This is a genomic window from Pseudomonas sp. BN414 (assembly GCF_029871275.1).
Classification (GTDB): Bacteria; Pseudomonadota; Gammaproteobacteria; order Pseudomonadales; family Pseudomonadaceae; genus Metapseudomonas; species Metapseudomonas resinovorans_C.
This window is the reverse complement of record NZ_SSOL01000079.1, coordinates 104643-131115: the sequence shown is the minus strand read 5'-3', so window position 1 is coordinate 131115 and position 26473 is coordinate 104643. Positions and strand designations below refer to the sequence as shown.

The following is a 26473-nucleotide window of genomic DNA, read 5'->3' as shown; positions in this document are numbered from 1 at the left end:
CCCGCCCCTTACCCTCTCACCATCCCCAACAACTCCCCACAATCCCGCGCAAACCAGTCGACCAGTTCCGGCCAGGGGTTTTCCGGCAGGTTCACCAGCACGGTGCTCGTCCCCGCCGCGCGGCCGCTGTCGAGGTCGAAGCGGTAGTCGCCCACCATCACCAGCTCACGCGGTTCGACCTGCCAACGCTCGGCCAGGTGCAGGAGCCCGCCGGGATGCGGCTTGGGCGGGGCCTCGCCGCGGCCGAGGATGTCGTCGGTGGCGAAGCAATCGCCCAGTCCGATCGCCTGCAGGGTGAGGAGTGCCAGTTCGTGGGCGTTGCGGGTGAGGATGCCGAGGCGGCAGCCGCGTTGGTGCAGTTCGCGCACCAGCTCGATGGCGCCGGCGGCGGGTCGGGCGTTCAGGGCCAGTTCCCGCTCGTGCTCCAGCAACCAGGCGTGCTTGCCGGCGGCCTCGTCTTCAGGCAAGGCGGCCAGGTGGTGGAGGATGTCGTCCTCTGGGGGAATGTCCAGGGCCACGCGAATGGCGGCGAAGTCATGCACGGCGATCGTCAGGGTGCCGTCCATGTCGAACACCCAGTGGCGGTATTGACCAAGCTCGGCGCTCGGAACCGTCACTTCCAATCCTCGCGCAGGCGAGTCAGGCCTTCCTGGGCCACCGAGGCCACCAGTTGGCCGGCGCGGTTGAAGATGCTGCCGCGAGAGAAGCCGCGGGCATTGCCGGCCCAAGGGCTGTCCATGGAATAGAGCAGCCAGTCGTCCGCGCGCAGATCGCGGTGGAACCACAGGGCGTGGTCGAGGCTGGCCACCTGCATGAACTTCTGCCACACCGATACGCCATGGGGGAGCATGGACGTGGTCAGCAGGCCGAAGTCCGAGGCGTAGGCGAGGATGTACTTGTGGATCGCCGCAATGTCCGGGAGGCTGCCATCGGCGCGGAACCAGACGTACTTGACCGGCTCCCCCGGACGCGGGTTGAAGGGGTTTTCCGCACTGACCGGGCGAATCTCGATGGGCTTGGCGCAGAGGAGCTTGTCGCGTATCCGCTCGGACAGCAGGTGCGCATTCTGGCGAGCGAGCTCCTGCTCACTGGGCAGGTTTTCCGGCCCCGGTACATCGGGCATGGTGATCTGATGGTCGAAGCCGCCTTCATCCTGCTGGAAGGAGGCACTGCAGGTGAAGATCTGCTGTCCCTTCTGGATGGCGGTGACCCGACGAGTGCTGAAGCTGCCGCCGTCGCGCACCCGCTCGACCGAATACACCACCGGCAGGGAGGCGTCGCCAGGGCGCAGGAAGTAGCCGTGCAGGGAATGCACATGGCGCTCGGGCTCCACCGTCTGGCTGGCCGCGGAAAGCGACTGGCCGAGAACCTGGCCACCGAACAGCTGGCGGAAACCGAGGTCCTGGCTGACGCCACGGAACAGGTTTTCTTCGATGGATTCGAGGCTCAGCAGCGCGACCAGCTCGTCGAGCACCTGGGTCATGGAATTCTCCTCTGCAAGGCTGCCGCCCTGGTCATGGCCGGGGCGGTCGTCGTAGTTCGGGATAGGCCGGCAGCGTCGTCAGGCGCTCGTCCCACAGCGCGCGGCCAATGGTGAAATGGTAAAGGCTTTGCCAGCGACTGTCGGCCATTTCCAGCAATTCATGTACCGAATCATCGAAGTAGCAACCGATGCCGGTTCCCGACAACCCTGCGGCCTCGGCTTCCAGGTAGAGCAGCTGGCCGATCTGCCCACACTCCCAGTAGAGCCGTGGATAGCACCAGGCACCCTGTTCCAGGGCAGCGTCGAATCGGGCGAGCATGGCCAGGGCAACGCAGCCGTCGGCGGCGATGTCCTGGCCGCAGGAGAGAAAGCCCGCCAGGCCACGGGCGTCACCTTCCAGCAGGCGGTACAGCGGCAGCTCGTCGCTGACCCGCTCCCAGGCGAAATCCTCGCGCAGGCCAGTCGCCAGTTCCGCCTCCGCTGCAGCGCCGCGCGCCAACCAATAAAGGCCGGGCGCCATGCCCTGGACGCGATGGACGAACAGCAGCAGATCGACCCGCGCCTCACCGAGGCTGGCGAAGGGGACCGGCGAGTTCCCCGGCATGAGGCGACGCAGCCAGGCCAGCAGCAGCTCCGCCTGGATGCCACTGCGACCGTCCAGGGATTGGGCACTGCGCCGGCGGTGCAACAGCGGACGCAGGGGTAGACCGGGGTTATCCTCAAGTGCGGTGGTTGTGGTGGCAGGCCATTCGGCCAGGGGCAAGCGCGGTGCGCGGCACAGGCCATGGACGCGTTCCAGCTCCGGCCAGTGGCGCTGCTCGCGGGACAGCCGGTTGGCCGTGCCCTGCAGCTCAAGTGCGGCCAGGCCATCCAGCAACGACGGCGGCAAGGTGAACTCATGCGCCTGGGCCGGCCCGATCCACAGCAAGGCATCGGCGAACTCGGGTTCGACGAAGCCGGGACGATCCAGCCCCAGCAGGCCGTCCAGCGTTTCTTCGGCAACGCCGCCCATGACCCGCACTTGCCAGCCCAATGCCGATGCGGCAATTGCCAGTGCAGCCAGTGCGTGCCCCAGGTCGTGCTGGCAATAGCGGTAGGCGCGCTCGCCGTACTTCCAGGCTTCGCGCCAGGGGATGCTGGCGAGCCCCAGCAGGAAGCCACCGGGCGGCAACGCTGCCGACAGTTGCGCGCCCAACGGCGCTGGCAGTTCGGCGCGGACTTCAAGGGCATGGGCATCCGACGCGTAGTGCGCGAGCACGCCGCCCTCCTCCACCGCACCCGGCGGCAGCAGCAGGTAGGCCTCAGTGGGGTGCAGGTTCCCCGAGGATGGATTGACCCGCAGCGCCCACTTGCTGGCCCCGGCTTCCTTCCACGCGGAAATGGCCAGGCTGTCGTAGAGCAGCTGGGAAATGCTGTCGCGGCTCAACGGAGCAGCCTCATCGACCGGAGCGGCGAACACCGCATCGTAGGGCGGGGTTTCTTCCAGTGGACGATGCCAGAGCTCCAGCAGGCGCGCGCCGCTGTAGCGACGGAAGGGTGCCGGCTGGGTCGCCCAGTCCAGTTGACCCGGCCCCGGCGCGAAGCGATCAGGACGATGCTTGCTGAGCTCGTGATAGCCGCGTACCGCATCGTTCATTGCAACGCTTCCCACTCGGCGCGTCCCAGGCGATAGAGCACATGCGGGCGCAACGGGTGTCCTTCGGCCAGGAGCGGGTGTTCGAAATCGCCCTCGGGGTCATGCTGCAACCCGATGCGATCCATCACCGCCCGCGAGCGCAGGTTGGCCGGCACGGTGAAGGCCACCACCTCCGTCAGTTGAAGCGGTTCGAAGGCGAAAGCCAGGGTCGCCTGCGCCGCCTCGCTGGCCAGGCCTTGACCCCAGAAGCGCCGCATCATCCGCCAGCCGATTTCCACCGCCGGCGTGAAGTGTGCTTCGAAGTTCACGTTCTGCAGGCCGAGCACGCCAACGAAGGCGCCATCGCCGCGATGCTCGACGACCCACTGGCCGAAGCCGTGGTCGCGGAAATGGGCGAGGATGCGCGCTGCCAGGTCGTCGCTTTGCGCGCGGGTCAGGCACGCCGGGAAGTGCTGCATCACCTCCGGGTCGGCATTGAGGGCGGCAAAGGCCGGCAGGTCGTCGTCGCGCCAGCCGCGCAGGCGCAGTCGTGGAGTGATGAGTTCGATCGGATGCACGGGCGCGTCTCTTGAGGTGGGCTCGAAGGCCCAATCATACTGCCGTGCGTACCGCCCCGAGTGCCTATCGATGTTCCTGCCGCTGGTCTATCACGACGACTACAGCCCGCCCTTCCCGGCGGAGCACCGCTTCCCCATGGAGAAGTTCCGCCTGCTCTACGAGCACCTGCTGGAGAGCGGCCTGACCACCGACGAGCGCCTGCACCGGCCGGATATCTGCCCGCCCGAGGTGCTGGCCCTGGCCCATTGCCCGGCGTACATCCAACGCTTCCTCGATGGCGACCTCGGCCGCGAGGAACAGCGCCGACTCGGCCTGCCCTGGAGCGAACCGCTGGCGCGGCGCACCGTGCGTGCGGTGGGCGGCTCGCTGCTGACCGCCGACCTGGCCCTGAAGCACGGCCTTGCCTGCCACCTGGCCGGCGGCACCCATCACGCCCATTTCGACCATGCGGCGGGCTTCTGTATCTTCAACGACCTGGCGGTGATCAGCCGCTACCTGCTGGAGGCCGGCAGCGTGCAGCGGGTGCTGATCTTCGACTGCGACGTGCACCAGGGGGATGGCACCGCGCGGCTGCTGGCCGATACGCCCGAGGCCATCACCGTTTCCCTGCATTGCGAAAAGAACTTCCCCGCACGCAAGGCCGATAGCGATTGGGACATTCCCCTGCCCATGGGCATGGGCGACGCCGATTACCTCCAGGTAGTGGAGGACGCGCTGAACTATCTGTTGCCGCTGTACCAGCCGGACATCGTGCTCTACGACGCGGGCGTCGACGTGCACAAGGACGACGCCCTCGGCTACCTGCAACTGACCGACGCCGGCGTGGCCGAGCGCGACGAGCGGGTGATCCGGCATTGCCTCGGGCGGGATATCCCGGTGCTGGGGGTGATCGGGGGCGGCTACAGCAAGGATCGCGCGGCCTTGGCTAGGCGGCATGGAATCCTCCATCACAGCGCCAACAAGGTGTGGCGTGAAATGGGGTTGGGGCGCTGAGCCATATGCGCTTCCTGTGGGGGCGATTTCAATCGCTGAGCAGGCCAAAGGCCTGCCCGGCAGACTTCCCCGGGGCAGCTTCGCCGCCCATCGCGAATGAATTCGCCCCCACAACATGCCGTGTCCGGCCGAGCGGCGTGCATTAGAATGCGCCCTCCTCCATTTCCCGCCCCGACTCATTCCCATGAACAACTCCTCCCCCTTCGTCGCCGTCATCGGCGGCGGCCCCGCTGGCCTGATGGCCGCTGAAGTCCTGGCCCAGGGCGGTGCGCGGGTGGAGTTGTTCGACGCCATGCCCTCGGTAGGACGCAAGTTCCTGCTGGCCGGCGTGGGCGGGATGAACATCACCCACTCCGAACCCAAGGCGCCCTTCGTCGCACGCTACGGCGCGCGACGCGAAGAAGTGGCCGCGCTGCTGGACGGCTTTGGCGCCGAAGAGCTGCGTAGCTGGATTCACGACCTGGGCATCGAGACCTTCGTCGGCAGTTCGGGCCGGGTCTTCCCCACCGACATGAAGGCCGCTCCGCTGTTGCGCGCCTGGCTCAAGCGCCTGCGCGAGCAGGGCGTGGTCATCCATACCCGCAGCCGCTGGCTGGGCTGGACCGACGACGGCGCCCTGCGCATCGCCACGCCGGATGGCGAGAAAGCCGTTGACGCCGATGCCTGCCTGCTCGCCCTGGGCGGCGGCAGCTGGGCGCGGCTGGGGTCGGATGGGGCGTGGGTTCCCCTGCTGGAGTCGCGCGGCATTGCCGTCGCGCCGTTGCAGCCGTCCAACTGCGGCTTCGAAGTGGACGGCTGGAGCCCGCTGCTCAAGGAGAAATTCTCCGGGGCGCCGATCAAGCCGGTGGCGATCCGCCTGGACGACGAACCCGCACGCCAGGGCGAATTCGTGCTCACCGCCTACGGCGTCGAAGGCAGCCTGATCTACGCCTTCTCCGCCGCCATCCGTGAGCGGATCAACGCCAGCGGCAGTGCCACCGTCCATCTGGACCTGCTGCCCGGCCAGCCTGTGGAAAAGATTGCCAAGACCCTGGCCCGTCCACGCGGGTCGCGCTCCATGGCCAAGCACCTGCACAGCCAATTGGGCATCGATGGCGCCCGCGCCGGTCTCCTGCGCGAGCTGTCGGCCAAGGACGACTTCCTCGACCTCGAGCGACTTGCGGCGACGCTCAAGGCACTGCCGCTGACGCTGGTCCGGGCGCGCCCGCTGGACGAGGCCATCAGTACCGCCGGTGGAGTGCCTTTCGCGTCGATGGATAACGAATTGATGCTCAAGCACCTGCCGGGTGTGTTCTGCGCAGGGGAAATGCTCGACTGGGAAGCGCCTACCGGCGGCTATCTGCTCACAGCCTGCTTCGCCAGTGGTCGAGTCGCCGCGCAAGGCGTATTGCGCTGGCTATCGCGCCCGGGTGCGCTGGAGTAGCATCGCTCGCCAGGCCCCGCCAGAGGGCCACCTGCCACCGTGATGGCTCGTTTTCCAGCCACTGTCATGGAACGCCCAATGAGCACACTGGACACCATCGAGATCAAGGCCTTCGTTCCGGCGAAGGATTACGCACAGAGCAAGGATTTCTACCGCGAACTCGGCTTCGAAATGTGCAGCACTTCGGACGAGGTCAGTTACTTCCGATACGGCCACAATGCCTTCCTCCTGCAGAACTTCTACACCAAGGAGTTTGCGGAGAACCTGATGATGCATTTGCAGGTGAAGGACGTTGAAGCCTGGTGGCAGCACGTGCAGGCCTCGGGCGTGATCGAGCGCTACGGCCTGCGGGTGGTGCCACCCCAGGATCAGCCCTGGCGGATGCGCGATTTTGTCCTCATCGATCCCAGCGGCGTCCTTTGGCGCATCGGACAGAACATCTGATCGGAAGCTGGCCGCGAGGTGCCGGTTGGCAGCCGGCCAGCGTCTATGCTCTCCCTGAGCCCAGCTTTCTTCATGCGGTGCCCCCAAGGTGATCCCCCTCCTCGTCTGCGACGATTCGATGATGGCGCGCAAGCAGTTGATTCGCGCGCTGCCGCTGGATTGGCCGGTGCATATCACCCAGGCCAGCAACGGTGAAGAAGCGCTTGAAGCGATCCGCCACGGCCACGGCCAGGTGGTCCTGCTGGACCTGACCATGCCGGTGCTGGATGGCTATCAGGTCCTCAGCCGGATTCGCGCCGAAAGCCTGAAAGCCAGGGTGGTGGTGGTCTCCGGTGATATCCAGGAGGAAGCCCAGCGCCGCGTCCACGAACTCGGCGCCCTGGCCTTCATCCGCAAGCCGGCCGACCCGGACGAACTGCGAGAAACCCTGATCCGCCTCGGCCTGCTGCGCCCGGCGCCGTCCACCAGCCCGGTCACCGGGGTGCCCGGTCGCCACGATCCGGACCTGCGGGTGAACTTCCGCGACGCCCTGCGCGAGGTCAGCAACGTTGCCATGGGCCGCGCCGCTGCACTGCTCGCGCGCGTGCTCGGGGTGTTCGTGCAACTGCCGGTGCCCAACGTCAACCTGTTCGAAGTCAGTGAACTGCACATGGCCCTGGCCGATGCCCAGCGCGGCGAGCGGTTGTCGGCGGTGTGCCAGGGTTTCATCGGCGAATCCATCGCCGGCGAGGCGCTGCTGCTGTTCCATGACGCCGAGAGTGCCGAGGTGGCGCGCCTGCTTGGCTGGCAACCACAAGGCGAGCACGACGAGGCGGAGATGCAACTCGACCTCGCGAGCATCCTGATCGGCGCTTGCCTGGCCGGCATCGCCGAGCAGATCGACGTGCGTTTCTCCCAGGGCCATCCGCAACTACTCGGCCGGCACAGCTCCATCGAGCGATTGTTCCAGCTCAACAACCGGCGCTGGCGCAAGACGCTGGCGGTGGAGATCAGCTACGCCATCGAAGATCACAACCTGCACTTCGACCTGCTGCTGCTCTTCACCGAGACCTCCATCGCGCGCCTGACCCAGAAGATCCACTACCTGATGGACTGATCCATGCCGGCACAGATCGATTTCAAGGAACTCCACTGGCTGCTCGACATCGTCCAGTGCCTGGACGTCGGCGTGGTGGTCCTGGACCGCCAGTACCGCGTCGAGGTGTGGAACAGCTTCATGGAAAACCACTCCGGCCTCGGCCCCGACCGGGTACACGGCAAGAACATCTTCGAGCTGTTCCCGGAGATCGAGCGCAACTGGCTACGGCGCAAGGTGGACAGCGTGCTGCAACTCGGCACCCGCGCCTTCAGCCTGTGGGAACAGCGACCTTACCTGATCCGTTTCGAGAATTACCGGCCGATCACCGGTGAAGAAGATTTCATGTACCAGAACCTCACCATCCTGCCGCTGGCTGCCGCAGGCGGAAAGGTGGAGCGCGTGTGCCTGCTGATCACCGACATGACCGAGGTGGCGCGGTTGAAGCGGCAGTTGGCGGAGACGAGTCGTCCGCGGTTTTTGTAGGCGGGTGCGGCCTCTTGTGGGGGCGATTTCAATCGCTATGCAGGCCGCAGGCCTGCCCTGCCGAAGCAAATGGGGCAGCTGCGCTGCCCTTAGCGAATGAATTCGCCCCCACAGGAAAAGCCCCCTATTTGATGTACCACCCCCAAGGCTCCTGGCTTCTGTACTCGGTGACCTGTTTCACCTCCAGGTAATTCTCCAGGCCCCAGCGGCCCAGTTCCCGACCGATACCGCTCTGCTTCATGCCGCCCCAGGGTGCCTGGGTGAAGGTCGGCTGCGAGCAGTTGACCCAGACGATGCCGGCGCGCAGACCGTTGGCGACTCGCGCGGCACGGTCGAGGTCGGCGCTCATCACCGCAGCGGCAAGGCCGAAGCGGCTGTCGTTGGCCATGCGCAGGGCGTCGGCCTCGGTCTTGAAGCGCTTCACGCACAGCACCGGGCCGAAGATTTCCTCGCGCCAGATACGGCTGTTGTCCGCCGGCTCGTCGAACACCGCCGGCTCGACGAAGTAGCCATGAGACAAATGCGTCGGGCGCTTGCCGCCGGTGAGCAGGCTGGCTTCCTGCCGGCCCTGTTCGATCATGCCCATGACCTTCTGGTACTGCCCGGCGCTCACCAGCGGCCCGAGCAACACGCCGCGCTCCAGGCCGGGGCCGATGGTGATGCGCCGCGTCTCGTCCACCAGGCGCTCGATCAGCCGGTTGGCGACACCCTCCTGCACCAGCAGGCGCGAGGTCGCGCTGCACACCTGCCCCTGGTTCCAGAAGATGCCGAACATGATCCATTCCACGGCGGCTTCCACATCGGCGTCATCGAAGACGATGAAGGCCGACTTGCCGCCCAGCTCCAGGCTGATGTTCTTGATGTCGGCCGCCGCCGCCGACATGATCTTCGCCCCCGTCGGCACGCTGCCGGTGAAGGCCAGCTTGTCCACGCCAGGGTGCTGGCTGAGCGGGCCGCCGGCCTCGCTGCCCAGTCCTGTCACCACGTTGAGCACGCCGGAAGGCAGGCCGATACGCTCGGCGGCGCCGGCCAGTTCCAGGGCGGTCAGCGGGGTCAGTTCCGATGGTTTGAGCACGCAGGTGGCACCCGCCGCGAGGGCCGGGGCAACCTTCCAGGACGCCATCAGCAGCGGGTAGTTCCAGGGGATGATCTGCCCCGCCACTCCCACCGGCTCGTGGCGGACACGGCAGCTGAAGCGATCATCCGGCAGCGCCAGCGGCTCGTCCTGGCGACTGTCCAGTTCCCGCGCCAGCTCGGCGTAGTAGCGGAAGCAGCCGATGGCATCGGCGATATCCCATTGCGCCTCCGGCAGGGGCTTGCCGTTGTCACGCACTTCCAGCACCGCCAGGGCATCCTGGCGACTCTCCAACTCGCTGGCCAGGGCCTCCAGCCAGCCGGCGCGCTCGGCCCCGCTGCTCTGGCCCCAGCCACGGTTGAAGGCCTGGCGGGCGGCATGCACGGCGTGGTCGATGTCTTCCTCGGTGGCCGCCGGCACCCGCTGGATCAGGTCGCCGCTGCTGGGGTCCAGCACTTCGAAATAACCGCCCAGGTCGGGACGGACCCATTGCCCGTTGATGTACAACTGGTCACGCATGGCTTTGCTCCATGGGCGCTCAGGCGCCGCTGCGGCGGTTCTGCAGGTAGCGGGAGGTGAACAGCAGCGCCAGGGAGACGCAGATGATCACCGTCGAAATGGCATTGATCTCCGGCGTGATGCCCCGGCGGATCGACGAGAAGATGTAGATCGGCAAGGTGGTTTCCGATCCGGCGACGAAGAACGCGACGATGAAGTCGTCGAAGCTGAAGGTGAACGCCAGCAGGAAGCCGGCCAAGATGGCCGGGGCAATCTGCGGCAAGGTCACCCGGCGGAAGGTTTCCAGGGGCGGTGCGTAGAGATCGGCGGAGGCTTCCAGCAGGGCCCGGTCCAGGGACTCCACACGGGTGCGGACGATCACGATCACCAGCGCCATGGTGAACAGCGAGTGCGCCGCGATCACCGTGAACAGGCCCATGCGCAGGCGCGGCAGTCCGGCTCCCAGCAGCATGTCGAGCAGCGGGTTGACCACTTCGAACAGGCTGATGAAGGCGATCAGCGTGGCGATGCCGATGACGATGCCGGGAATGATGATCGCGCAGTAGGTCATGGCGTCGAAGAACAGCCGCACGCGCTTGCCCGCCCGTTCCAGGCCGAACACCGCCAGGGTGCCGAACAGGGTGGCGATCAGCGCCGAGCAGAACGCGATCAGCGAGCTGGTGCCGAGGGATTCCATGATGAACGGGTTGCTGAACGCGCGACCGAACCACTGCACCGAGCAGCATTCGAAGGACAGCCCGCTGCGCCCGGCATTGAAGGAGAACAGCACGATCAGCGCGATGGGCGCATAGAGGAACAGGTAGAGCGAGGTGGAATAGCTGCGCAGCCACATCAGAGCATCCCCTCCGTGCCGCGCTTGCCATAGCGCGCCACCAGCTTCAGGTAGAGGGCGATGATCACCAGCATCATCGCCACCAGGGTCATGGCCACCGCGCTGCCGAACGGCCAGTTGCGCGATTGCAGGAAGAGGTCCACCAGGGCGTTTCCGACGAAGAACACCTTGCCGCCACCGAGGATCGCCGGGATCAGGAACTCGCCCATGAGCAGGATGAACACCAGCATGCTGCCGGTGATGACACCGGGGGCCGAGAGCGGCAGGGTCACCCGGCGGAAGGTCTCGAAGGCGCCAGCACCAAGGTCGGACGAGGCTTCCAGCAGGCGCTTGTCGAGCTTCTCCAGGCTGACGTAGATGGGGAACACCATCAGCGGCAGGTAGCCGTAGACGATACCGATCAGCACCGCGCTGGGGGTGTTGATCAGACGCACATCCTCCAGCCCGACCATCGCCAGCAGCGCCGGGATGCCCTTGCCGCCGAGGATGAAGATCCAGGCGTAGGTGCGGATCAGGAAGCTGGTCCAGAACGGCACGATCACCAGGGTCAGCAGCAGCGAACGGCTGCGCTGCACCTTCACCGCCAGGTAATAGGCCAACGGGTAGGCCGCCACCAGGCACACCAGGGTGCCCAGGGGCGCCAGCACCAGGGTGTTGTAGAAGGCCTTCGCCCGCGCCCCCAGGTTCAGGTAGTTCTCCAGGGTCAGGGCCGCGCTGTAGCCCCCCACCGGGCTGCGCTCGCCGAGGCTGAAGACCAGGATGATCACCAGCGGCAGCAGGAGCAGCAGCAGGAACCACAGCGTGGACGGCAATAGCAGGAGCAGCGTGACGCGCCGGGCGAGGCTACGGCTTTCCACCGGCACGGCCTGGCCCGCATCGGCCAGCGCGGGGGCGCTGAGAGCGACGTTCATGGAAGTTTCCTTGCGGTTCATGGAGACGACTACTGTAGGAGCGAGCTCTGCTCGCGAAAGGCTTCGCGAGCAAGCTCGCTCCTACGGCGTCATGCGTCAGGCCGCCTTGAAGCGCGCCATCAGTTCCGCCCGCGCCGGGCTGGTCAGGGTGGCTGCGGCGCCGAACTCCAGGGCACTGAGCAAGTCGGCGGCCGGATACATGATCGGGTCGTCGAGCATGGTCTTGGGCAGCAGTGCATCCACGCGCTTGTCGCCGCTCGGGTAGCCGTGGGCTTCCACCTCGCGCTTGTTCACCTGCGGGTCGAGCAGGAAGTTGATCAGCGCATAGGCCGCATCACGACGCTCGGCGCTCTTCGGAATGGCGAAGAAGTCACTCCAGATCTCGCCACCCTCACGCCCCAGCACATAGGTCATCTGCGGCATGTCGCGGTGCAGCTGCGAAGCGTCGCCGGTCCAGCACATGGCCATCCAGGCATCGCCATTGCGCATGGACGGCTGGTAGTCCGAGTTGATCGCGAACAGATGTGGCTTGACCTCCAGCAACAGCTTCTCGGCGTCGGCCAATTCTTTCGGGTCGATGGAGTTGAAGCTGTAGCCGAAGGACTTCAGGGCGTTGCCGATCACCGTGAGCTGGTAGTCATGCACCATCACCCGGCCGGTCGCCTCGCCCTTGCTCAGCTCCCAGAACTCCTTCCAGGTGGTGGGCTTGGACTTGATCTTCCCGCCGTCGTAGACGAACCCGGTAGTGCCCCAGTCCTTCGGCACGGCGTAGGTCTTGCCGTTGATGACCCCTTGCTCCATGAAGCGCTTCTCGTAGGAGGCCGGGTCGAAGTTGGGAATCCGCGACAGGTCCAGCGGCTCGATCAGGCCCAGCTCGGCGTAGGTGCTGATGGTGTAGTTGGTGGGCACGAAGACGTCCCAGCCGCTGCCGCCCGCCTGGAGCTTGGCAAGCATTTCCTCGTTGGAGCCGAACACGTTCATCTGCACCTGGGCGCCAGTCTGCTCGGCGAAGGCGGCGAAGTTTTCGGCGTTGTGATAGTTCGGCCAGGTGGCCAGGACCACGCGGTCGCCAAGGGCGCCTTTCTCGGCGGCGACGGCCCGGTTGCTGGTGAGCAGGCCCGGCATGTTGGCGGCCATCACCGCCATGGCCACACCAAGACCTGTACGGCCGAGGAACTCGCGACGGCTGATGGAACCGTTCTGCCAACTGCGCAGTTGCTTGATGAAGTCTTTCCGATCCATTGCTGCTACCTGCCTGTGAGGGTTGGTTGTTCTTGTCCGTTCGGTACTACGGTGCTGCAACTGCTACGTGGCGAGCCGATCACAAGGTCATGGCCAGGCCACTCGCCTGGTCCCAGCCAATCCTTACCGGCGATCCATGCTCGAAGGCCGACCGCTCGTGCTGGCCATGGCGCTGCACCCGCACGCAGACGATGCCGAACGGCTCGGTGCGCACGCGGTATTCAGTGAGGTTGCCGAGGTAGATACGGTCCACCACCTGGCCCGGCAGGCTGATCTCGCGGGGCAGCGCATCCTCGCTGGCGCCAATGGCGATCAGCTCCGGGCGTACCGCGATGCAGCCTGGCTCCGCTGCCTTGAGGGCTGGGCCGGTGGGCGTCTGCGGGCTCGCCAGTTGCAAGCCGTGGGTGGTGTCCAGGAGCACGCGGCCACCGTCGATGCGCCGCACGGTGCCGTCGAACAGGTTGGATTCGCCGATGAAGTCCGCCACGTAGCGGCTCGCCGGGGTTTCGTAGAGCTGCTCGGGGCTGGCGCTCTGGAGGATCTGGCCGTCCTGCATGACGCTGATGCTGTCGCTCATGGACAGCGCCTCTTCCTGGTCGTGGGTGACCAGCACGAAGGTGATGCCCACTTCGCGCTGCAGGCGCAGCAACTCGGATTGCATCTCCTTGCGCAGCTTGCGGTCGAGCGCCGCCAAGGGTTCATCCAGCAGCAGCACGGTTGGCTTGTTCACCAGCGCACGGGCCAGGGCCACCCGCTGCTGCTGGCCGCCGGAAAGTTCGTGGGGCTTGCGCTGGCCAAAGCCGGACAGGTGCACCATTTCCAGGGCTTCGTCCGCCATGCAACGCTGCGCGGCGCGATCCGGACGCGGCTGGTGGTAGCGCAGGCCATAGGCGATGTTCTCGGCCACCGACAGGTGCGGGAACAGTGCGTAACTCTGGAACACCATGTTCACCGGCCGCTGGTGCGCCGGAACCCCGGCTACCGAATGCCCGGCCAGCAGCACCTCGCCCTCGCTGGGCTGCTCGAAGCCGGCGATCATCCGCAAGGTAGTGGTCTTGCCGCAGCCGGAGCTGCCGAGGAAGGAATGGAACGCACCCCGCCGGACCTTGAAGTTCAAGCCGTTGACCGCCGTAACCGCGCCATAGCGCTTGACCACATTGCGGAACTCGATATCGACGAACTCGCTTGCATCACTCACGGCCGGCCCCTTTTTGCAGGTGTTCTTGGCATGTGGCAACACGCTAGCAATGGTGATTCCGGGCTGTATATATCCCTCGGGGGATAGACGCGCGCTCCACAGAAACTGTGGAACCCACTGTGGATAAGTTATGGATGGTGGGCTGCAGGCCGCAGGACGCTAGGGATTTGTCCGGATGAGCAAATTTTGATCAACTCCGTTGCGGGGGCGATTTCAATCGCTATGCGGGCCGCAGGCGCGCCCGGTTGAATTGGAAGGGGCAACTGCGTTGCCCTCAGCGAATGAATTCGCCCCCACAGGTGTCGCGTCACCCTGCCCACTGCCCACATTTTCTGTGGGACCTGCTGTGGATAACGAGTGGAAGACTGGCTGCGAGGCACGTGCCGCAATGGCTGGAAGCAAGTGCTCGGTTTTTGAGCAGCCGCGTTGTAGGGGTGAATTCATTCGTCAAGCAGGCCGAAGGTCTGCCGCGTCAGGTTGGGCAGTTGTGCCGCCCCACCGCCGCTACTCACAAATTCTGTGCAAATCGTTGTGGATAACTCGTGGGCATCCACGTCGAAGGCCGATGGCAGCTGGGGCAGGAACGAGTTGTATGGTTATTGATCAACGGTGTTTTAATCGCTAATAGCAATAAATCTATACCGCCTTGAGGAGGTCTTCGGGCTCATCCCGCTGGCCGCCCAGATCCCGAACGAACAGGCCCAGCAACTCAGACTGACTGCCGATGCCGAGCTTGGCGTAGATGTTCTTGCGGTGGATTTTCACCGTACCGGGGCTGATCGCCAGGTGCTCGGCCACGGATGCGCTGGAGTGGCCACGCAGGAGCATCTGCACCACTTCCTGCTCCCGCGCCGTCAGCACGTGGGCGCCGAACTGGTCGAAGGCTTCACGGATCTTGTAGTCCAGGTCCTGCACCGGGCGCGGTGCATGGGCGCGCGCCTGCTCCCAGGCTTCATTCACCACCTGTTCCACCACCGGTTGGGCGCAATCCAGCAACTGCATTTCATCGCGGCTGTAGGCCGGGCTGCAGGTGCTGCGCATCAGCGAGAGCACGGCCTTGGCGCCATCGGCCAGGTCTATGAAGAAGGCGATTTCTTCAGTGAGGCCGGTCTGCTGGTAGTAGGTGACGTAGTACTCGCCGAGGTAGAAGTGGTCCGGGGCGAACTGGCGCAAGCGCCAGAGTCCGGAGGCCTGGTTGCGCGTGCAGGCGAGGTAGAAGGGATCGAGCAGGTAGGGGCCGACCTGGTAATCCTCGACGTACACGTGGCGCTTGTCCGGTGGGAAGGTATCGAACAGCGCCAGCGGCCGGTGGTTGCCTTCGTAGACGAAGAGCACGAAGTGGTCGACATGGCAGACCTGCTGCAGCCACTGGCTGAGGCCGAGCAGACGCGCCCGTCCAGCGGGCTGGGCAAGCAGGTGGGCAACACCGGTGGTCCAGTGTTTGAGTTCCTTGTGGCGCATGTGGGAAATGCCTGAGGTTGGGCTGCGCTTCAATCACTATAGGCGTTCAGCATTTCGCACAGAAATGCAGGAAGTGAGCCAATATCCTGAAAGTCCGCCGAGGCCTTCTGGAACGGGGGTGCCGGTTCCCTGCCCTGCCCCGTTCCGGTTCCCACTGCCCCACCAGGCGTCACCCATCACCACAATCAGGTGACGCCCGGCGCCACGATCAGCCTTTCTTCGCCTTGCCGAATCCCGGTGCCTTGCGCACCGCTTTGACCTTGGGCTTCTCGCTGTCGACCCAGCGGCCCAGTGCCGCGCCCTTGCCCGTATTGCCAGCGCCGGCCTGGGGCTCTTTCGGCTTCTTGGGTTTCTTCGGCTTCTTGATCACCTGGCCGGTGGCGTCTGTCACGGGCACGCGGTGATCGGGGAAGAAGTCCGGCTCGTCGCGGCGCTGGATGGTCTGGCGGATAAGCACCTCGATGGCCGCCAGCAACTGCACCTCATCGGCGCAGACCAGCGACACCGCTTCACCGCTGGCGCCGGCACGGCCGGTACGGCCGATACGGTGCACGTAATCCTCGGCGACGATGGGCAGGTCGAAGTTCACCACCAGCGGCAGGTCGTCGATATCCAGCCCCCGTGCCGCCACATCGGTAGCCACCAGTATCTGCGCCTCGCCGGCCTTGAAGGCTTGCAGTGCACGCAGGCGCGACGGCTGCGGCTTGTCGCCATGGATCGACTCGGCGCTGACGCCCCGCGCCTGAAGTTCATCCACCAGTTGATCGACGCCCTTGCGGGTCTTCACAAAAACCAGCACCTGACCCCAGCCGCGATCTTCCAGCAGGTGCAGGAACAGCTCGCTCTTGCGCTTCTTGTCCACCGGGATCAGCCACTGGCGCACGCTCTTGGCCGCCGCATTGCGCGGGCTGACTTCGATGGACAGCGGGTCGCGCAGCAGTTCGCGGGCCATCTGGCGGATGGCATCGGAGAAGGTGGCGGAGAACAGCAGGGTCTGGCGACGCTTCGGCAACGCGGTAAACAGATCGTCCAGTTCGCGGGCGAAGCCCAGGTCGAGCATGCGGTCGGCCTCATCCAGCACCAGCGTCTGCAGCTGGTTGAACTTCACGGCGTTCTGCCGATAGAGGTCGAGCAGCCGGCCAGGCGTAGCGACCAGCACGTCGATGCCCTTGCGCAGCTTCATCATCTGCGGGTTGATGCTGACGCCGCCGTAGACCGCGTAGTTGCGCAGCGGCAGGTGCTGGCCGTAGACGCGGAAGCTTTCGTTGACCTGTTCGGCCAGCTCACGGGTGGGCACCAGTACCAGCGCGCGAATCGAGTTGCTGGCCACCTCCGGGCCTTCCTGGGTCAGCCTCTGCAACAGCGGCAGGGCGAAACCAGCAGTCTTGCCCGTACCGGTCTGGGCCGCAGCCATCAGGTCACGGCCCTTGAGGACGGCGGGAATCGCTTCGGCCTGCACCGGCGACGGGGTCTTGTAGCCAAGCGCCTCGGTGGCGCGCAGCAGGGGTTCGATCAGGCCGAGGGAAGCGAAGGTCATTGGGGCAGCCATAGTGTGCGGAAAAGGCGCAATTCTATCAGGCTGCCCGTGGTCTCCGGGATCAACTGGTCTGCTGTTCCATCCTGTCGTCCTTCTGCACCTTCGCTTCCTTGCGTTCGCGCCATTGCGGCAGGCCGATCAGCACCACGGCGCTGATGATCACCAGCATGGCCAGGCCCTCTTCCAGACCGATGCTTTCACCGGCGAAGCCGATCCCCAGGAGCACCGCCACCACCGGGTTGACGTAGGCATAGCTGGTGGCCGCGGCCGGGCGCACGTTCTTCAGCAGGTAGAGGTAGGAGCTGAAGGCGATGATGGAACCGAACACGATCAGGTAGGCCAGTGCGCCCCAACCCGCGAGGGTCGGTGCGGCAACCAGACGCTCGCCGCTCAGCAGGCTGCCGGCCAGCAACACGACGCCGCCGGCGAGCATTTCCGCCGCGCTGGCCATGGGCCCGGCGGGCAGCTTGAGGTTCTTGCTCCACATGGAGCCGAAGGACCAGGCCGCCGCGGCGAAGATGATCAGGACGGCGCCCAGGGGGCTGGCCTGGAGGTTGGAGCCGAGGTTGAGCAGGCCGATTCCGATCAAACCGAGCAGGATGCCGGCCCATTCCAGGCGCGTGGTGCGCTGTCCCCAGATCAACCCGAACAGCAGCGCGAACAGCGGTACCGTGGCCACCGCCAGGGCGGCAACGCCGGACGCTACGCCAAGGTCTTCGGCCAGGGTGACGCCACCGTTGCCGCAACTGAGCAGCAGGAAGCCGATGGCTGCGGCGGACTTCCATTCCTGCCAGGTCGGGTTGGGAACGCCGCGCCAGCGCAGGAAGGCGTACATCAGCGCACCCGCGACCACGAAGCGAACGCCGGCCATCAACATCGGTGGCCAGGATTCCACGCCGATGCGAATCGCCAGGTAAGTGGAACCCCAGATCAGGTAGAGAGCGATGAAGGCCCCTATGAGCAGGAGCGGAAAGCGGCGCGCAGGCATGATCGGAACTCGACACAGGCAGGGATGAGGTGTCTATTCTAAGTAAGGCAAGCGGGGCGAAATAAGGATGAAAGCCTTATTCATGGCGCTCCTTGCCTTGGAAAGAACTGTTTTCAACGGCTTCTACCGTCGATTCGACAGAAGCTGATTTCGGAGGTCCCTGTGGATAAATACGACCGCCTGCTGATCGCGGCGCTTATCGAGAATGGTCGCGCGTCGTTTGCCGACCTGGCACGCCGGGTCAACCTGTCGCCACCGGCGGTGGCCGACCGGGTGGCCAAGCTGGAAGCCAGCGGTTTGATCACCGGCTACCACGCCAGCGTGGACCTGGCGAAGCTGGGCCTGCCCATCGAGTGCGTGATCGAACTGCGCATCACCGATCGAGACTACAAGCGCACCCAGGAAGCCCTGGAGAATATCCCGCAGTTGAACCTCTGCCACCGTGTCACCGGCGATGCCTGCCTGCTGATCAAAGCGGCCGTGGCGTCGATGCCGGAGTTGCAGGACCTGATCGACCAGATCGGCAAGTTCGGCGCGACCAAGACGTCGCTCATCCTCTCGACGCCCTTCGAGCAACGGATTCCCGGCTTGCTCCAGGAGCGCGGCAAAGTGGAAACCCTGCGTACGGTAAAAGGCTGAGCTTTTTGTAGGTTGGTCCGAGCCCTGCGAGGCCCAACGATTCAGGTCGACCCAGCTGTTGGGCTTCGCTTCGCTCTGCACCAACCTACAAAAGCAGGTCAGGCTTCCCGATGGCGCCTGAGCGCTTCGGGAATCTTCGCTGCGGGCACCTTCTGCAGGCTGCAGAACAGTTGGTGCGACACCGCGCTGATCCCATGCTGTTCCCGCAGACGTCCCGCGAGGTGCAGGGTGAGGTTGGCGGCCATTTCGGCGTCGGCCAATGCCCGGTGGGCCTTGCCGGTGTCGGGCAGGCGCGCCCAGCTGTTGAGAGTGCCGAGCTTGTGGTTGGGCGCCTCGGGCAACAATCGTCGGGCGAGCAACAATGAGCAGGCGAACGCCTGACGTCGGGAGCGGCCGATGCGCGCCAGTTCGAAATCCCAGAACTTCTGGTCGAAGGACGCATTGTGCGCCAGCAGCGGCAGGTCGCCGATGAAGTCAGCCGCCTCGCCCATCACCTGCTCCGCCGGGGGAGCTTCACGCACCATGGCGTTGGTGATGCCGGTGAGTCCCTGGATGAAGGCGGGTATCGAGACGCCGGCGTTCATCAGGCTCTGGTAGCGGTCGACGATGCGCCCGCCCTCGAGGATGACGACGCCGATTTCGGTGGCGCGGCAATCATTGCCCGGCGTGATGCCGTTGGTTTCGAAGTCGATGACAGCTATGGGGTCCACGGGATGTTCCAGGTTGGAAGCGGTTCAGTTGCGCTTCAGCAGGGGATTTTCGATGGGCTGGTAACGGCTGGCGGCGCGGATCAGCGATTGCGCGGTCAGGCCGGGCACGCCATACACCAGGGTCTCCACGCCATGGGCCTGGGCCACCCGTTCCAGCAGCAGGTCGAAGTCGCCGTCACCCGAGGCCAGCACGATCAGGTCGACCCTGGGCGCGGCATCGAGCACGTCGATGGTGATGCCAACGTCCCAGTCGCCCTTGGCCGATCCGTCGGCGCGCTGGATGAACGGCTTGAGCTTCACGTTGAAGCCCAGGTTGCGAAGGATCTGCTGGAACTGCTGCTGCTTGGGATCACCGCGGTCGATGGCGTAGGCGCTGGCTTCGACGATGTCGCCTTCGGCACTGACGCTCTGCCAGAAGGCACCGTAGTGGAAGTGGCAGCCATAGGCATGGCGCACCGTGTAATACAGATTCTGCACGTCGGCGAATACGGCGATTTTCTTCAACGCGGCTCCTCGCCGCTGGCTGGCGGCGACTTGATAAGGGTAGATTGCGGCCAGTATGCCAGCCTCAGGGAACGGAAAGTGGATACGACCGTGCAGAACACTCCCGGTGCCCTGCTGATCATCGATCAGCAGCAGGGTATCCGCCGCCTGGACAAGCCGCGCAACAACCCCGATGCCGAAGCCCGCATGGCCGCCCTGCTGGCACGCTGGCGTGAATCCGGCTGGCCGCTGGTGCATATCCGCCACATTTCGCGGGAGGCGGATTCGGTATTCGCGCCCGGCCAACCAGGCGCCCTCTTCCAACCCGAGTTCATGCCCCGGGAGCGCGAGCAGGTGCTGGAAAAGAACGTTCCCGACGCTTTCATCACCAGCGGGCTGGAGCACTGGCTGCGAGTGCGCGGCATCGATGCGCTGGTGATCGTCGGCGTGGCCAGCGAGAACTCAGTGGAAGCCACGGCCCGCAGCGCTGGCAACCTGGGTTTCGCGACCACCGTCGTCGCGGACGCCTGCTACACCTTCGCCAAGGCCGACTTCGCCGGGCGCCCGCGCAGCGCCGACGAGGTCCACGATATGGCCATGGCCAACCTGCAAGGCGAGTACGCCCGTGTGTTGTGCACGGACGAGCTGCTCGCGAACTGGCCAACACCCTGAAGACGGGCGTCTATAGTTTCAGCTAACCCCGCACGTATCGAGAACGGGGAAGACGCCGTGACCCACCGCATGGGTCTGTTGCAGGGAGCAAGGCGCCCGCCATGGCAGGCGGCGCCGTCTGGCAGTCACTCCAGCCGCAGGCCGTGCCCCAGGGCTTTAGTGCAATGCGTGTTCATGGATGCTGCCTGCTTGCCCTGCTGCTCCTGTCCGCCCCCGGCCATGCCGAGGCGCGTCTGGTTTTCAGTGCATTTCCCGATCAGGGCCTGCCGCTGTTCCAGATCTGCAAGCGCATCCTCGTGGAAGCCTACAGCGAACTCGGCATCAGTATCGAAACCCGCGCCGCACCCGCCGCACGTGCCCTGCAGTATGCCGAGCGCGGCCTGAACGACGGCGAGTTGTGCCGTACCAGGCTGGTGGCCGAGCAGCGCAGCGACCTGCTGCTGATCCGCACTCCGCTGTTCGAATCCTATGCGGTGGCCTTCGCCAATCGCCCGTTGCAACTGCGCGGCTGGTCCAGCCTCAAGCCGTACCTCGTCGGTTTCGAGCGCGGCAAGGCGGCCCTGGAACTGCGACTCAAAGGGGTACGGATGTCGCCTTCCAACGGGGCGGAGAACGGCATGCGCAAGCTCGCCGGTGGCCGCGTCGACGTGCATGTGGAGGATTACTACTCGGGCATGTGCATCCTGCGCCAGAGCGGCATGCGCGGTATCCAGCCGCTGCATCCGGTTTTGGAGCGCTTCTCCATGCACCACTACCTGAACCCGCGCCATCGCGATCTGGCGCCGCGCCTGGAGGAGGTGCTGCGGCACATGGCGCAGAAGGGTCGCCTGCAGGAAATCGAGCGCCAGGTCCTGCATGAGGCGGGACTGGACGATCTCAGCCCTCCGTGAGCGACTATCATGGCGCTCCCGTTTCCCGCCCTCCGGTATTCCGATGTCGCTTCACAGCCGCAACCTGACCCTGCTCGACGAACACGCCATCCGCTACCGGGAAGTCAGCCACGAACCCGTGCTCGACTATCCCACCGCGCATGCGGTGCGCGAGCGCTTCGGCCTGCGCGGAGTGGAAAGCAAGAGCCTGTTCCTGCGCCTGAAGAACGGCGGCTACGCGATGCTGGTGACCCTGGAAGGCGCGCGCGCCGACTGGGCCCAGCTCAAGGCACTGCTGGGCGCTCGGCCCAGCATCGCCAGCGACGAGGAGCTGGTAGCGCTAACCGGTTGCGTCCCCCAGTGCGCCTGCCCCCTGGGTCATGCAGAGGAAATCGCGCTGGTATTCGACGAGGCGATCTTCCGGCACGACTTCCTGATCTATTCCCCCGGCCCGCCGGAGTACACCCTGGAAGTAGCAACCGCCGACCTCGCCCGTCTGCTGCCGCAATTACCCAATCGCGTCCTGCACTACCGTTCCGAGTGAAGCGCCCTTTGGAGGCTGCCCTGGCTTGGGCTAAAGTGCCCAAGACCCACTGCCGCAAGATGTGAATGCCCGCTGATGAATCCGTTCGAGCTGCTGCGCGCCTCCTGGTATTTCTTCTCCCGCAACGCTGGAGAAATCGCCCTGCTCTGCCTGCCGGCGATCCTCACCGAAGCCATAGCCCAGCAGGGCCTGGTCGCCTGGCTCGGCCCTGACAAATCCCAGGGTGCGTCAATTATCGTCAGCATGCTGTTCTACCCGCTCTACGTCGGCGCGCTGATCATCTTTGTCGACAGCCGCAGCCACCGCATCCGCCTCAAGCCCCGGCAAGTGCTGGAGATGGCTCTGTTCCGCTGGCCGTCCTTTGCCGTGCTGGCGGCCATCAGCACCCTGCTGATCATGGTCGGTGCCTGGATGCTGATCATTCCCGGGCTCTACGTGATGATCAAACTGGCCTTCGCCGAGTACCTGCTGGTGCTGGAGGGCAAGTCCCCGCTGGATGCCATCAAGGAAAGCTTCACCCTGACCGCTGGACACTTCTGGACCATCCTCGCCTGCGTGCTGTTGGTGATGGGGCCGATCTGGGTGGTGGACTGGTTCGCCTATCGTGAGCTCGGGGAGAACCCCGATCCGGTCGGCACGGTGATCCTGGAAAGCTTCAACAGCTTCTTCCAGCTGTTCGTCAGCATTGCGCTGTACCGGATGTTCACCCTGGTGACGGAACGCCCGGTCGAACAGTGAGCGGCCGGCGGAGAAATCTCCTGACACCAGCCCACACGCGTCGAACCGAATAGTTTTTCAGCAGGCTGCTAGGCTTTTCAGTCCACTCAAGGAGGATTTCCCGTGGCTGAGAACCCCAGCATCCTGTCCCACATCTCTGTGGGCACCAACGACTTCGCCCGCGCCGTCGCGTTCTACGACAAGGTCCTGCCCACCCTGGGCTGCAAGCGCATCATGGAGCACCCCGGAGCCGTGGCGTACGGCCGCGAGTATCCGGAGTTCTGGGTGCAATCTCCCATCGACGGGAAACCGGCCAGCGTCGGCAACGGCACCCACATCGGCTTCTTCGCCCCCAGCAAGGAAGCGGTACTGGCCTTCTTCGAAGCGGCACTGGATGCCGGCGCCCAGGGTGACGGCGAGCCCGGACCACGCCCGGAGTATGGCGAGCCCTACTACGGCTGCTTTGTCCGCGACCCGGACGGGCACAAGATCGAAGCGGCGTTCTGGGACATTGAACTGGATTCGGGCTACGAACTGTACGTCGAGCCCCACGCTCACTGAGCGCCAGGTCGGTAGCGCCGCGCGGCGTCCAGCACCCAGCCCTCGTCGATCATCTGCCCAAGCGCCTGGGCGATGGCCGCGCGCTGGGCCTGCAGCGGCCGCTGGCGCGAGAAGCCGAGGAAGAGTTCGGTGCGGGCCGGCGGCCGGTAGGCGAGCTTGACGATGCGCCCGGCCAACGTCGGATCGCCCAGCAGTTCGTAGTCCACCTGGCAGTCGGTACCGATCACCAGCTGCAACCGCTTGCGGCGCAGCATGTCGAGCAATTGCCCTTCATTACCGACCCCGACCTTGCGCAGCGCCTGGTCGGAGTCGAAGGGTTCGAAATAGGCCGAGCCCCTTACGAAACCGATGTCGTACTGACCCAGCTGTGGATAACCGGAAACGCGCTGGGCCAGCTCGGGGAGGCTGTAGAAGCGCGGGGCGCAGGTGAAATAGGGCCGATCAAGATAGTCGATATAGCGCTCGCGCTCGGCTGTACGGGCGAGCCCGGTCATCAGGTCCGCCGAGCCCTTCTCCAGCGCGGCCAACCCCCGCGACCAGGGTGCGCGCTGCACCTCGAAGCGCAGCCCGGTGCGGCGTTCGAGCTCGGCCAGCAGGTCCATGTCCAGGCCGCGCAACTGCCCCGCTTCGCTGGAGATGCGAAAGGGCGGCCAAACGTCAGTCATCACGCGCAGCGGAGGCGGGTTGTCGGCAACGGCCAGGGCAGGCAACAACAACAGGCTTGCAAGCGGGAGACGCACCGCTTTGGACATCAAGGCCAGGAATGACCAGAGGACTTCGCCCAGCTGCATGCCGGCTCCCGGATCAGTCTTGTAGTTCGTTATGGGTGCCATCACAGCAAGGTGGCGAGTGGCTATGTTTGCAGCCACAGAAATACAGGGTTTCGCTGACATCTGCATGGAATTTGAGCGGCGCCAGTCCCGTGCCTTTGTGAGAGCCGTCACAGAATGGCTGCTGCTGGCTCCGGCCACAGCGACACCAGAAGTAGTCCTTGCCTGCCACCACCTCGACTTCATAAGGGCCCTTCTGCGCGATCCAGACTTCGCTGCTCATGGCGTTCCTCCCGGGCGCGCCTCAGCTTGGGCCGCGGCGGCGGCTCGGTTATGCTCGCCCTCTTCCAGCATAGATGCCAGCCCCAGACGATGCCCCGAGTCCTGCGTTTCGCCCTGCTCAGCCTGTCGATTCTCGCGATCGGCGTGATCGCGCTGATCTATGCGCTGACCTGGCATCCCGCAGCCCGCGAGCCGGCCATTCTGGCCTGTCAGGCCGAGGCCCCGCAGTTGCAACCCGGCCAGGCGCTCAAGGTGATGACCTGGAACCTGCAGTACCTGGCCGGCAAGCGTTACGTCTTCTACTACGACCTGCCCGAGGGCAATGGCCCGGACGAGCGTCCGACCGCGGAGGACCTGGCCTACAGTCTCGACGAGGTCGTCCGGGTGATTCGTGAAGAGCAGCCGGATATCGTCAATCTCCAGGAACTGCATGAAGGCGCCCGTGCCACCGACTACCAGGACCAACTGGCCCTGCTCCAGGAACGTCTGGCCGATCTCTACCCGTGCACCAGCCAGGCCTTCTACTGGAAGGCCGCTTTCGTGCCGCATCCGCATATCCTCGGCAGCGTCGGCATGAAGCTGGCTACCCTCAGCCGCTTCCGCATCGAGAGTGCCGAACGCCTGCAATTGCCGCTGGAAGAGAACGACCCGATCAGTCGCCAGTTCGACAAGAAACGCGCGCTGCTGGTGAGCTACCTGCCGATTCGCGGCGGTGGACGTCTGGCCGCGATCAACACCCACCTGGATGCCCTGGCCGCCGACCAGGAAACCCTCAAGCGCCAGGTGGCCATGACCCGCGGCCTGCTCGACCAATTGCAGAGCGAAGGCGTGCCCTGGGTGCTGGCCGGCGACTTCAACCAGCTGCCGCCCGGTCAGTACGAGCAGCTCTCTGAAGCCCAGCGCAGCCGTTACCTCCGTGACAGCGAGCTGAAAGCGCTGTGGAGCCGCTACCCGATGATTCCCAGCATCACCGAAGCCAGCGGGGCGCAGCAGACGCAATGGTTCACCCACTTCCCCAACGATCCACGGGTGAAAGGCCCGGATCGCACGCTGGACTACGTTTTCCACAGCCCCAGCCTGACCCGCATCGAAGCCCGCGTGCGCCAGCAGGACACCCTGCGCATCTCCGACCATCTGCCGCTGACGGCGAGGTTCTTCCTGCCGTCAGGTCATTAAGCATCTGTAGGAGCGAGCTTGCTCGCGAACCTCCTGTGCACATCTTCGCGAGCAAGCTCGCTCCTACACAAAGCCGTGCTTCATTTCTGCTACGAGCGAAAACCACAACAAGCGGGTCGCCTTGGGCATCGAGGCGCATAGCGCACTTGTAGGAGCGAGCTTGCTCGCGAACCTTCGGTGCGGATCTTCGCGAGCAAGCTCGCTTCTACACAAAGCCGTGCTTCATATCGGCTTCGAGTGCGCCTAACAGCCACTCGCAGAAACTCCGGGTAAGCGGGTCGCTTTCGCTGTCGCGGTGCACCAGCCAGCTCCAGTTCGGCCCTCGTACGGTCTGTTCCACCAGCGGCACCAGCAGCGCCTGATCGCGCGCGCGTCCGGCCAGCAACTGGCTGACCAGGGCAATCCCCAGCCCCTGGCTGGCGGCATCCAGCAGCAGGCCGGGATCGGAGAAGTTCAGTCCCTGGCTGTTCTGGCCGATATCGGCACCGCCCTGCACTTCCCAGTGGCTCCAGTCCATTTCGCGCTCGCCATGCAGCGTGGTGCGCGACGCCTCTGCCACTTCCAGCAGGCTGGGATGGCAGGCGGGATAGAGACGATCCTCCAACAGCACGCGGTAACTGCATTCGGCCTGGGCAGTGAGATCGTCACGCACGGCGATGTCGATGGTCTGGGTGGCCATGTCCGGCGTCTCATCGGTGGTCAGCAGCCAGAGGTCGACCTGTGGATGCTGCTTGTGGAAGTCCGCCAGGTTCGGCACCAGCCAATGACGGGCAAAGGCCGGCGTGGTGTTGACCACCAATTGGTTGGGCTTGCGGTACTGGTCCAGGCGACGGATGCCCACTGCCAATTGCTGCAGCAGCGACTGGGTGGTGCTGAGCAGGTCGAAGCCGGCATCGGTCAGCGCCACGCTGCGGCCGCTGCGGAAGAACAGTGGCTGTTCGAGAAAGCTTTCCAGGCTGCGGATCTGCTGGCTGATGGCGGACTGGGTGAGGTGCAGCTCTTCGGCGGCCTTGTGAAAGCTGCCCAGGCGGGCGGCCGCCTCAAAGCCACGCAGGGCATTCAGGGGTGGCCAGTGCCTCAGCATCATCGATAAGCCCTACTAATCAGTAATCTGCAAAATCTATCGTTTGTTCGACCGTTTTTACAGGCCTAGCATGCAAGCCATCACCGCATCCGCGGTTCATCAGTG

At 65.1% G+C, this 26473-nt stretch carries 29 protein-coding genes; 12 read left to right on the top strand and 17 right to left on the bottom strand.

The features are described from left to right. Positions 1–8 precede the first annotated feature (8 nt). The 4 genes from E8E95_RS28450 to E8E95_RS28435 are packed head-to-tail and all read right to left on the bottom strand — an operon-like array spanning position 9 to position 3676. Positions 9–617, bottom strand: coding sequence for an HAD family hydrolase (locus tag E8E95_RS28450; protein ID WP_280355643.1), 609 nt, complete (start codon positions 615–617; stop codon positions 9–11). Then, positions 614–1483 carry an acyl-CoA thioesterase II gene (tesB, locus tag E8E95_RS28445; protein ID WP_280355642.1) on the bottom strand — a complete coding sequence of 290 codons (870 nt, stop codon included), beginning with the start codon at positions 1481–1483 and terminating at the stop codon, positions 614–616. The genes E8E95_RS28450 and tesB overlap by 4 nt, the downstream gene beginning before the upstream one ends. 31 nt (positions 1484–1514) lie before the next feature. Continuing rightward, the gene (locus E8E95_RS28440; RefSeq protein WP_280355641.1) at positions 1515–3119 is read right to left on the bottom strand and encodes a SagB/ThcOx family dehydrogenase; all 1605 of its coding nucleotides are present in this window, start codon (positions 3117–3119) and stop codon (positions 1515–1517) included. Beyond that, complete coding sequence (locus E8E95_RS28435) at positions 3116–3676, bottom strand: GNAT family N-acetyltransferase (RefSeq protein WP_280355640.1); 561 nt, start codon at positions 3674–3676, stop codon at positions 3116–3118. Before E8E95_RS28435 ends, E8E95_RS28440 begins: the two co-directional genes overlap by 4 nt. Positions 3677–3746: 70 nt before the next feature. Between E8E95_RS28435 and E8E95_RS28430 the strand changes: the two genes are divergently transcribed. The 5 genes from E8E95_RS28430 to E8E95_RS28410 all read left to right on the top strand — a co-directional run bounded on the left by E8E95_RS28430 (position 3747) and on the right by E8E95_RS28410 (position 8098). Continuing rightward, positions 3747–4670, top strand: a complete 924-nt coding sequence (locus E8E95_RS28430; protein ID WP_280355639.1) for a histone deacetylase — start codon at positions 3747–3749, stop codon at positions 4668–4670. A gap of 184 nt (positions 4671–4854) precedes the next feature. Further along, entirely contained in the window at positions 4855–6093 is a 1239-nt protein-coding gene (locus E8E95_RS28425; protein ID WP_280355638.1) for a TIGR03862 family flavoprotein, read from the top strand. A 78-nt stretch (positions 6094–6171) separates the two neighbouring features. Beyond that, the gene (locus tag E8E95_RS28420; RefSeq protein WP_179061107.1) at positions 6172–6537 is read left to right on the top strand and encodes a VOC family protein; all 366 of its coding nucleotides are present in this window, start codon (positions 6172–6174) and stop codon (positions 6535–6537) included. 88 nt (positions 6538–6625) lie between these two features. Then, positions 6626–7633 (top strand): response regulator, encoded by a 1008-nt coding sequence (locus E8E95_RS28415; protein WP_280355636.1) that lies wholly within the window; start codon positions 6626–6628, stop codon positions 7631–7633. 3 nt (positions 7634–7636) lie between these two features. Then, positions 7637–8098 (top strand): PAS domain-containing protein, encoded by a 462-nt coding sequence (locus E8E95_RS28410; protein WP_077525159.1) that lies wholly within the window; start codon positions 7637–7639, stop codon positions 8096–8098. 124 nt (positions 8099–8222) lie between these two features. On the opposite strand, the gene E8E95_RS28405 is transcribed toward E8E95_RS28410, so the two are convergent. The 8 genes from E8E95_RS28405 to yedA all read right to left on the bottom strand — a co-directional run bounded on the left by E8E95_RS28405 (position 8223) and on the right by yedA (position 17861). Continuing rightward, complete coding sequence (locus E8E95_RS28405) at positions 8223–9692, bottom strand: aldehyde dehydrogenase family protein (RefSeq protein WP_280355634.1); 1470 nt, start codon at positions 9690–9692, stop codon at positions 8223–8225. 19 nt (positions 9693–9711) lie between these two features. Continuing rightward, complete coding sequence (locus E8E95_RS28400) at positions 9712–10524, bottom strand: ABC transporter permease (protein WP_280355633.1); 813 nt, start codon at positions 10522–10524, stop codon at positions 9712–9714. After that, the gene (locus E8E95_RS28395) at positions 10524–11435 is read right to left on the bottom strand and encodes an ABC transporter permease (protein ID WP_077525162.1); all 912 of its coding nucleotides are present in this window, start codon (positions 11433–11435) and stop codon (positions 10524–10526) included. Before E8E95_RS28395 ends, E8E95_RS28400 begins: the two co-directional genes overlap by 1 nt. Positions 11436–11531: 96 nt before the next feature. After that, positions 11532–12677, bottom strand: a complete 1146-nt coding sequence (locus E8E95_RS28390; protein ID WP_280355631.1) for a spermidine/putrescine ABC transporter substrate-binding protein — start codon at positions 12675–12677, stop codon at positions 11532–11534. 79 nt (positions 12678–12756) lie between these two features. Beyond that, on the bottom strand, positions 12757–13875 hold the full coding sequence (locus tag E8E95_RS28385; RefSeq protein WP_280355629.1) for an ABC transporter ATP-binding protein: 1119 nt from the start codon (positions 13873–13875) through the stop codon (positions 12757–12759). A gap of 636 nt (positions 13876–14511) precedes the next feature. Beyond that, positions 14512–15336: a helix-turn-helix transcriptional regulator gene (locus tag E8E95_RS28380; protein WP_280355627.1), complete on the bottom strand. Its 825-nt coding sequence runs from the start codon at positions 15334–15336 to the stop codon at positions 14512–14514. A 208-nt stretch (positions 15337–15544) separates the two neighbouring features. Then, positions 15545–16873 (bottom strand): DEAD/DEAH box helicase, encoded by a 1329-nt coding sequence (locus E8E95_RS28375; protein ID WP_280355625.1) that lies wholly within the window; start codon positions 16871–16873, stop codon positions 15545–15547. Between the two features lie 61 nt (positions 16874–16934). Continuing rightward, complete coding sequence (gene yedA / locus E8E95_RS28370; protein WP_280355623.1) at positions 16935–17861, bottom strand: drug/metabolite exporter YedA; 927 nt, start codon at positions 17859–17861, stop codon at positions 16935–16937. A 162-nt stretch (positions 17862–18023) separates the two neighbouring features. Between yedA and E8E95_RS28365 the strand changes: the two genes are divergently transcribed. Then, positions 18024–18500, top strand: coding sequence for an Lrp/AsnC family transcriptional regulator (locus tag E8E95_RS28365; RefSeq protein ID WP_280355622.1), 477 nt, complete (start codon positions 18024–18026; stop codon positions 18498–18500). A 98-nt stretch (positions 18501–18598) separates the two neighbouring features. Here E8E95_RS28365 and E8E95_RS28360 read toward each other — a convergent pair whose 3' ends face one another. Together E8E95_RS28360 and E8E95_RS28355 are read right to left on the bottom strand one after the other, a co-directional pair. After that, the gene (locus E8E95_RS28360; protein ID WP_280355620.1) at positions 18599–19210 is read right to left on the bottom strand and encodes a 3'-5' exonuclease; all 612 of its coding nucleotides are present in this window, start codon (positions 19208–19210) and stop codon (positions 18599–18601) included. A 24-nt stretch (positions 19211–19234) separates the two neighbouring features. Beyond that, positions 19235–19714 carry an NYN domain-containing protein gene (locus tag E8E95_RS28355; RefSeq protein ID WP_280355618.1) on the bottom strand — a complete coding sequence of 160 codons (480 nt, stop codon included), beginning with the start codon at positions 19712–19714 and terminating at the stop codon, positions 19235–19237. A 78-nt stretch (positions 19715–19792) separates the two neighbouring features. On the opposite strand from E8E95_RS28355, the gene E8E95_RS28350 reads away from it, so the two are divergent. From E8E95_RS28350 to E8E95_RS28330, 5 genes are all read left to right on the top strand, one after another. Beyond that, positions 19793–20365: a cysteine hydrolase family protein gene (locus E8E95_RS28350; RefSeq protein ID WP_280355615.1), complete on the top strand. Its 573-nt coding sequence runs from the start codon at positions 19793–19795 to the stop codon at positions 20363–20365. Positions 20366–20466: 101 nt separating this feature from the next. Continuing rightward, entirely contained in the window at positions 20467–21255 is a 789-nt protein-coding gene (locus tag E8E95_RS28345; RefSeq protein ID WP_256873440.1) for a hypothetical protein, read from the top strand. Positions 21256–21298: 43 nt separating this feature from the next. Beyond that, complete coding sequence (locus E8E95_RS28340; RefSeq protein ID WP_280355614.1) at positions 21299–21778, top strand: YbaK/EbsC family protein; 480 nt, start codon at positions 21299–21301, stop codon at positions 21776–21778. A gap of 75 nt (positions 21779–21853) precedes the next feature. Next, positions 21854–22516, top strand: a complete 663-nt coding sequence (locus E8E95_RS28335; RefSeq protein ID WP_280355612.1) for a YciC family protein — start codon at positions 21854–21856, stop codon at positions 22514–22516. A gap of 102 nt (positions 22517–22618) precedes the next feature. Then, positions 22619–23056 carry a VOC family protein gene (locus tag E8E95_RS28330; RefSeq protein WP_280355610.1) on the top strand — a complete coding sequence of 146 codons (438 nt, stop codon included), beginning with the start codon at positions 22619–22621 and terminating at the stop codon, positions 23054–23056. On the opposite strand, the gene E8E95_RS28325 is transcribed toward E8E95_RS28330, so the two are convergent. Both E8E95_RS28325 and E8E95_RS28320 read right to left on the bottom strand, forming a co-directional pair. Then, entirely contained in the window at positions 23050–23847 is a 798-nt protein-coding gene (locus tag E8E95_RS28325) for a transporter substrate-binding domain-containing protein (RefSeq protein WP_280355608.1), read from the bottom strand. The genes E8E95_RS28330 and E8E95_RS28325 overlap by 7 nt on opposite strands. A gap of 13 nt (positions 23848–23860) precedes the next feature. Next, positions 23861–24109 (bottom strand): CDGSH iron-sulfur domain-containing protein, encoded by a 249-nt coding sequence (locus tag E8E95_RS28320; protein WP_280355606.1) that lies wholly within the window; start codon positions 24107–24109, stop codon positions 23861–23863. A gap of 50 nt (positions 24110–24159) precedes the next feature. On the opposite strand from E8E95_RS28320, the gene E8E95_RS28315 reads away from it, so the two are divergent. Further along, positions 24160–25284: an endonuclease/exonuclease/phosphatase family protein gene (locus tag E8E95_RS28315; protein ID WP_280355605.1), complete on the top strand. Its 1125-nt coding sequence runs from the start codon at positions 24160–24162 to the stop codon at positions 25282–25284. A 205-nt stretch (positions 25285–25489) separates the two neighbouring features. Here E8E95_RS28315 and E8E95_RS28310 read toward each other — a convergent pair whose 3' ends face one another. Beyond that, positions 25490–26368 carry a LysR substrate-binding domain-containing protein gene (locus E8E95_RS28310; RefSeq protein ID WP_280356183.1) on the bottom strand — a complete coding sequence of 293 codons (879 nt, stop codon included), beginning with the start codon at positions 26366–26368 and terminating at the stop codon, positions 25490–25492. Between the last annotated feature and the right edge of the window lie 105 nt (positions 26369–26473).

Coding starts and splice junctions, on each gene's coding strand:
- tesB (WP_280355642.1), bottom strand. CDS start 1,483: ATGACCCAGGTGCTCGACGAGCTGGTCGCGCTGCTGAGCCTCGAATCC.
- E8E95_RS28440 (WP_280355641.1), bottom strand. CDS start 3,119: ATGAACGATGCGGTACGCGGCTATCACGAGCTCAGCAAGCATCGTCCT.
- E8E95_RS28430 (WP_280355639.1), top strand. CDS start 3,747: ATGTTCCTGCCGCTGGTCTATCACGACGACTACAGCCCGCCCTTCCCG.
- E8E95_RS28425 (WP_280355638.1), top strand. CDS start 4,855: ATGAACAACTCCTCCCCCTTCGTCGCCGTCATCGGCGGCGGCCCCGCT.
- E8E95_RS28420 (WP_179061107.1), top strand. CDS start 6,172: ATGAGCACACTGGACACCATCGAGATCAAGGCCTTCGTTCCGGCGAAG.
- E8E95_RS28410 (WP_077525159.1), top strand. CDS start 7,637: ATGCCGGCACAGATCGATTTCAAGGAACTCCACTGGCTGCTCGACATC.
- E8E95_RS28405 (WP_280355634.1), bottom strand. CDS start 9,692: ATGCGTGACCAGTTGTACATCAACGGGCAATGGGTCCGTCCCGACCTG.
- E8E95_RS28400 (WP_280355633.1), bottom strand. CDS start 10,524: ATGTGGCTGCGCAGCTATTCCACCTCGCTCTACCTGTTCCTCTATGCG.
- E8E95_RS28395 (WP_077525162.1), bottom strand. CDS start 11,435: ATGAACGTCGCTCTCAGCGCCCCCGCGCTGGCCGATGCGGGCCAGGCC.
- E8E95_RS28390 (WP_280355631.1), bottom strand. CDS start 12,677: ATGGATCGGAAAGACTTCATCAAGCAACTGCGCAGTTGGCAGAACGGT.
- E8E95_RS28380 (WP_280355627.1), bottom strand. CDS start 15,336: ATGCGCCACAAGGAACTCAAACACTGGACCACCGGTGTTGCCCACCTG.
- E8E95_RS28375 (WP_280355625.1), bottom strand. CDS start 16,873: ATGACCTTCGCTTCCCTCGGCCTGATCGAACCCCTGCTGCGCGCCACC.
- yedA (WP_280355623.1), bottom strand. CDS start 17,861: ATGCCTGCGCGCCGCTTTCCGCTCCTGCTCATAGGGGCCTTCATCGCT.
- E8E95_RS28345 (WP_256873440.1), top strand. CDS start 20,467: ATGGCAGGCGGCGCCGTCTGGCAGTCACTCCAGCCGCAGGCCGTGCCC.
- E8E95_RS28340 (WP_280355614.1), top strand. CDS start 21,299: ATGTCGCTTCACAGCCGCAACCTGACCCTGCTCGACGAACACGCCATC.
- E8E95_RS28335 (WP_280355612.1), top strand. CDS start 21,854: ATGAATCCGTTCGAGCTGCTGCGCGCCTCCTGGTATTTCTTCTCCCGC.
- E8E95_RS28325 (WP_280355608.1), bottom strand. CDS start 23,847: ATGCAGCTGGGCGAAGTCCTCTGGTCATTCCTGGCCTTGATGTCCAAA.
- E8E95_RS28320 (WP_280355606.1), bottom strand. CDS start 24,109: ATGAGCAGCGAAGTCTGGATCGCGCAGAAGGGCCCTTATGAAGTCGAG.
- E8E95_RS28315 (WP_280355605.1), top strand. CDS start 24,160: ATGCTCGCCCTCTTCCAGCATAGATGCCAGCCCCAGACGATGCCCCGA.
- E8E95_RS28310 (WP_280356183.1), bottom strand. CDS start 26,368: ATGCTGAGGCACTGGCCACCCCTGAATGCCCTGCGTGGCTTTGAGGCG.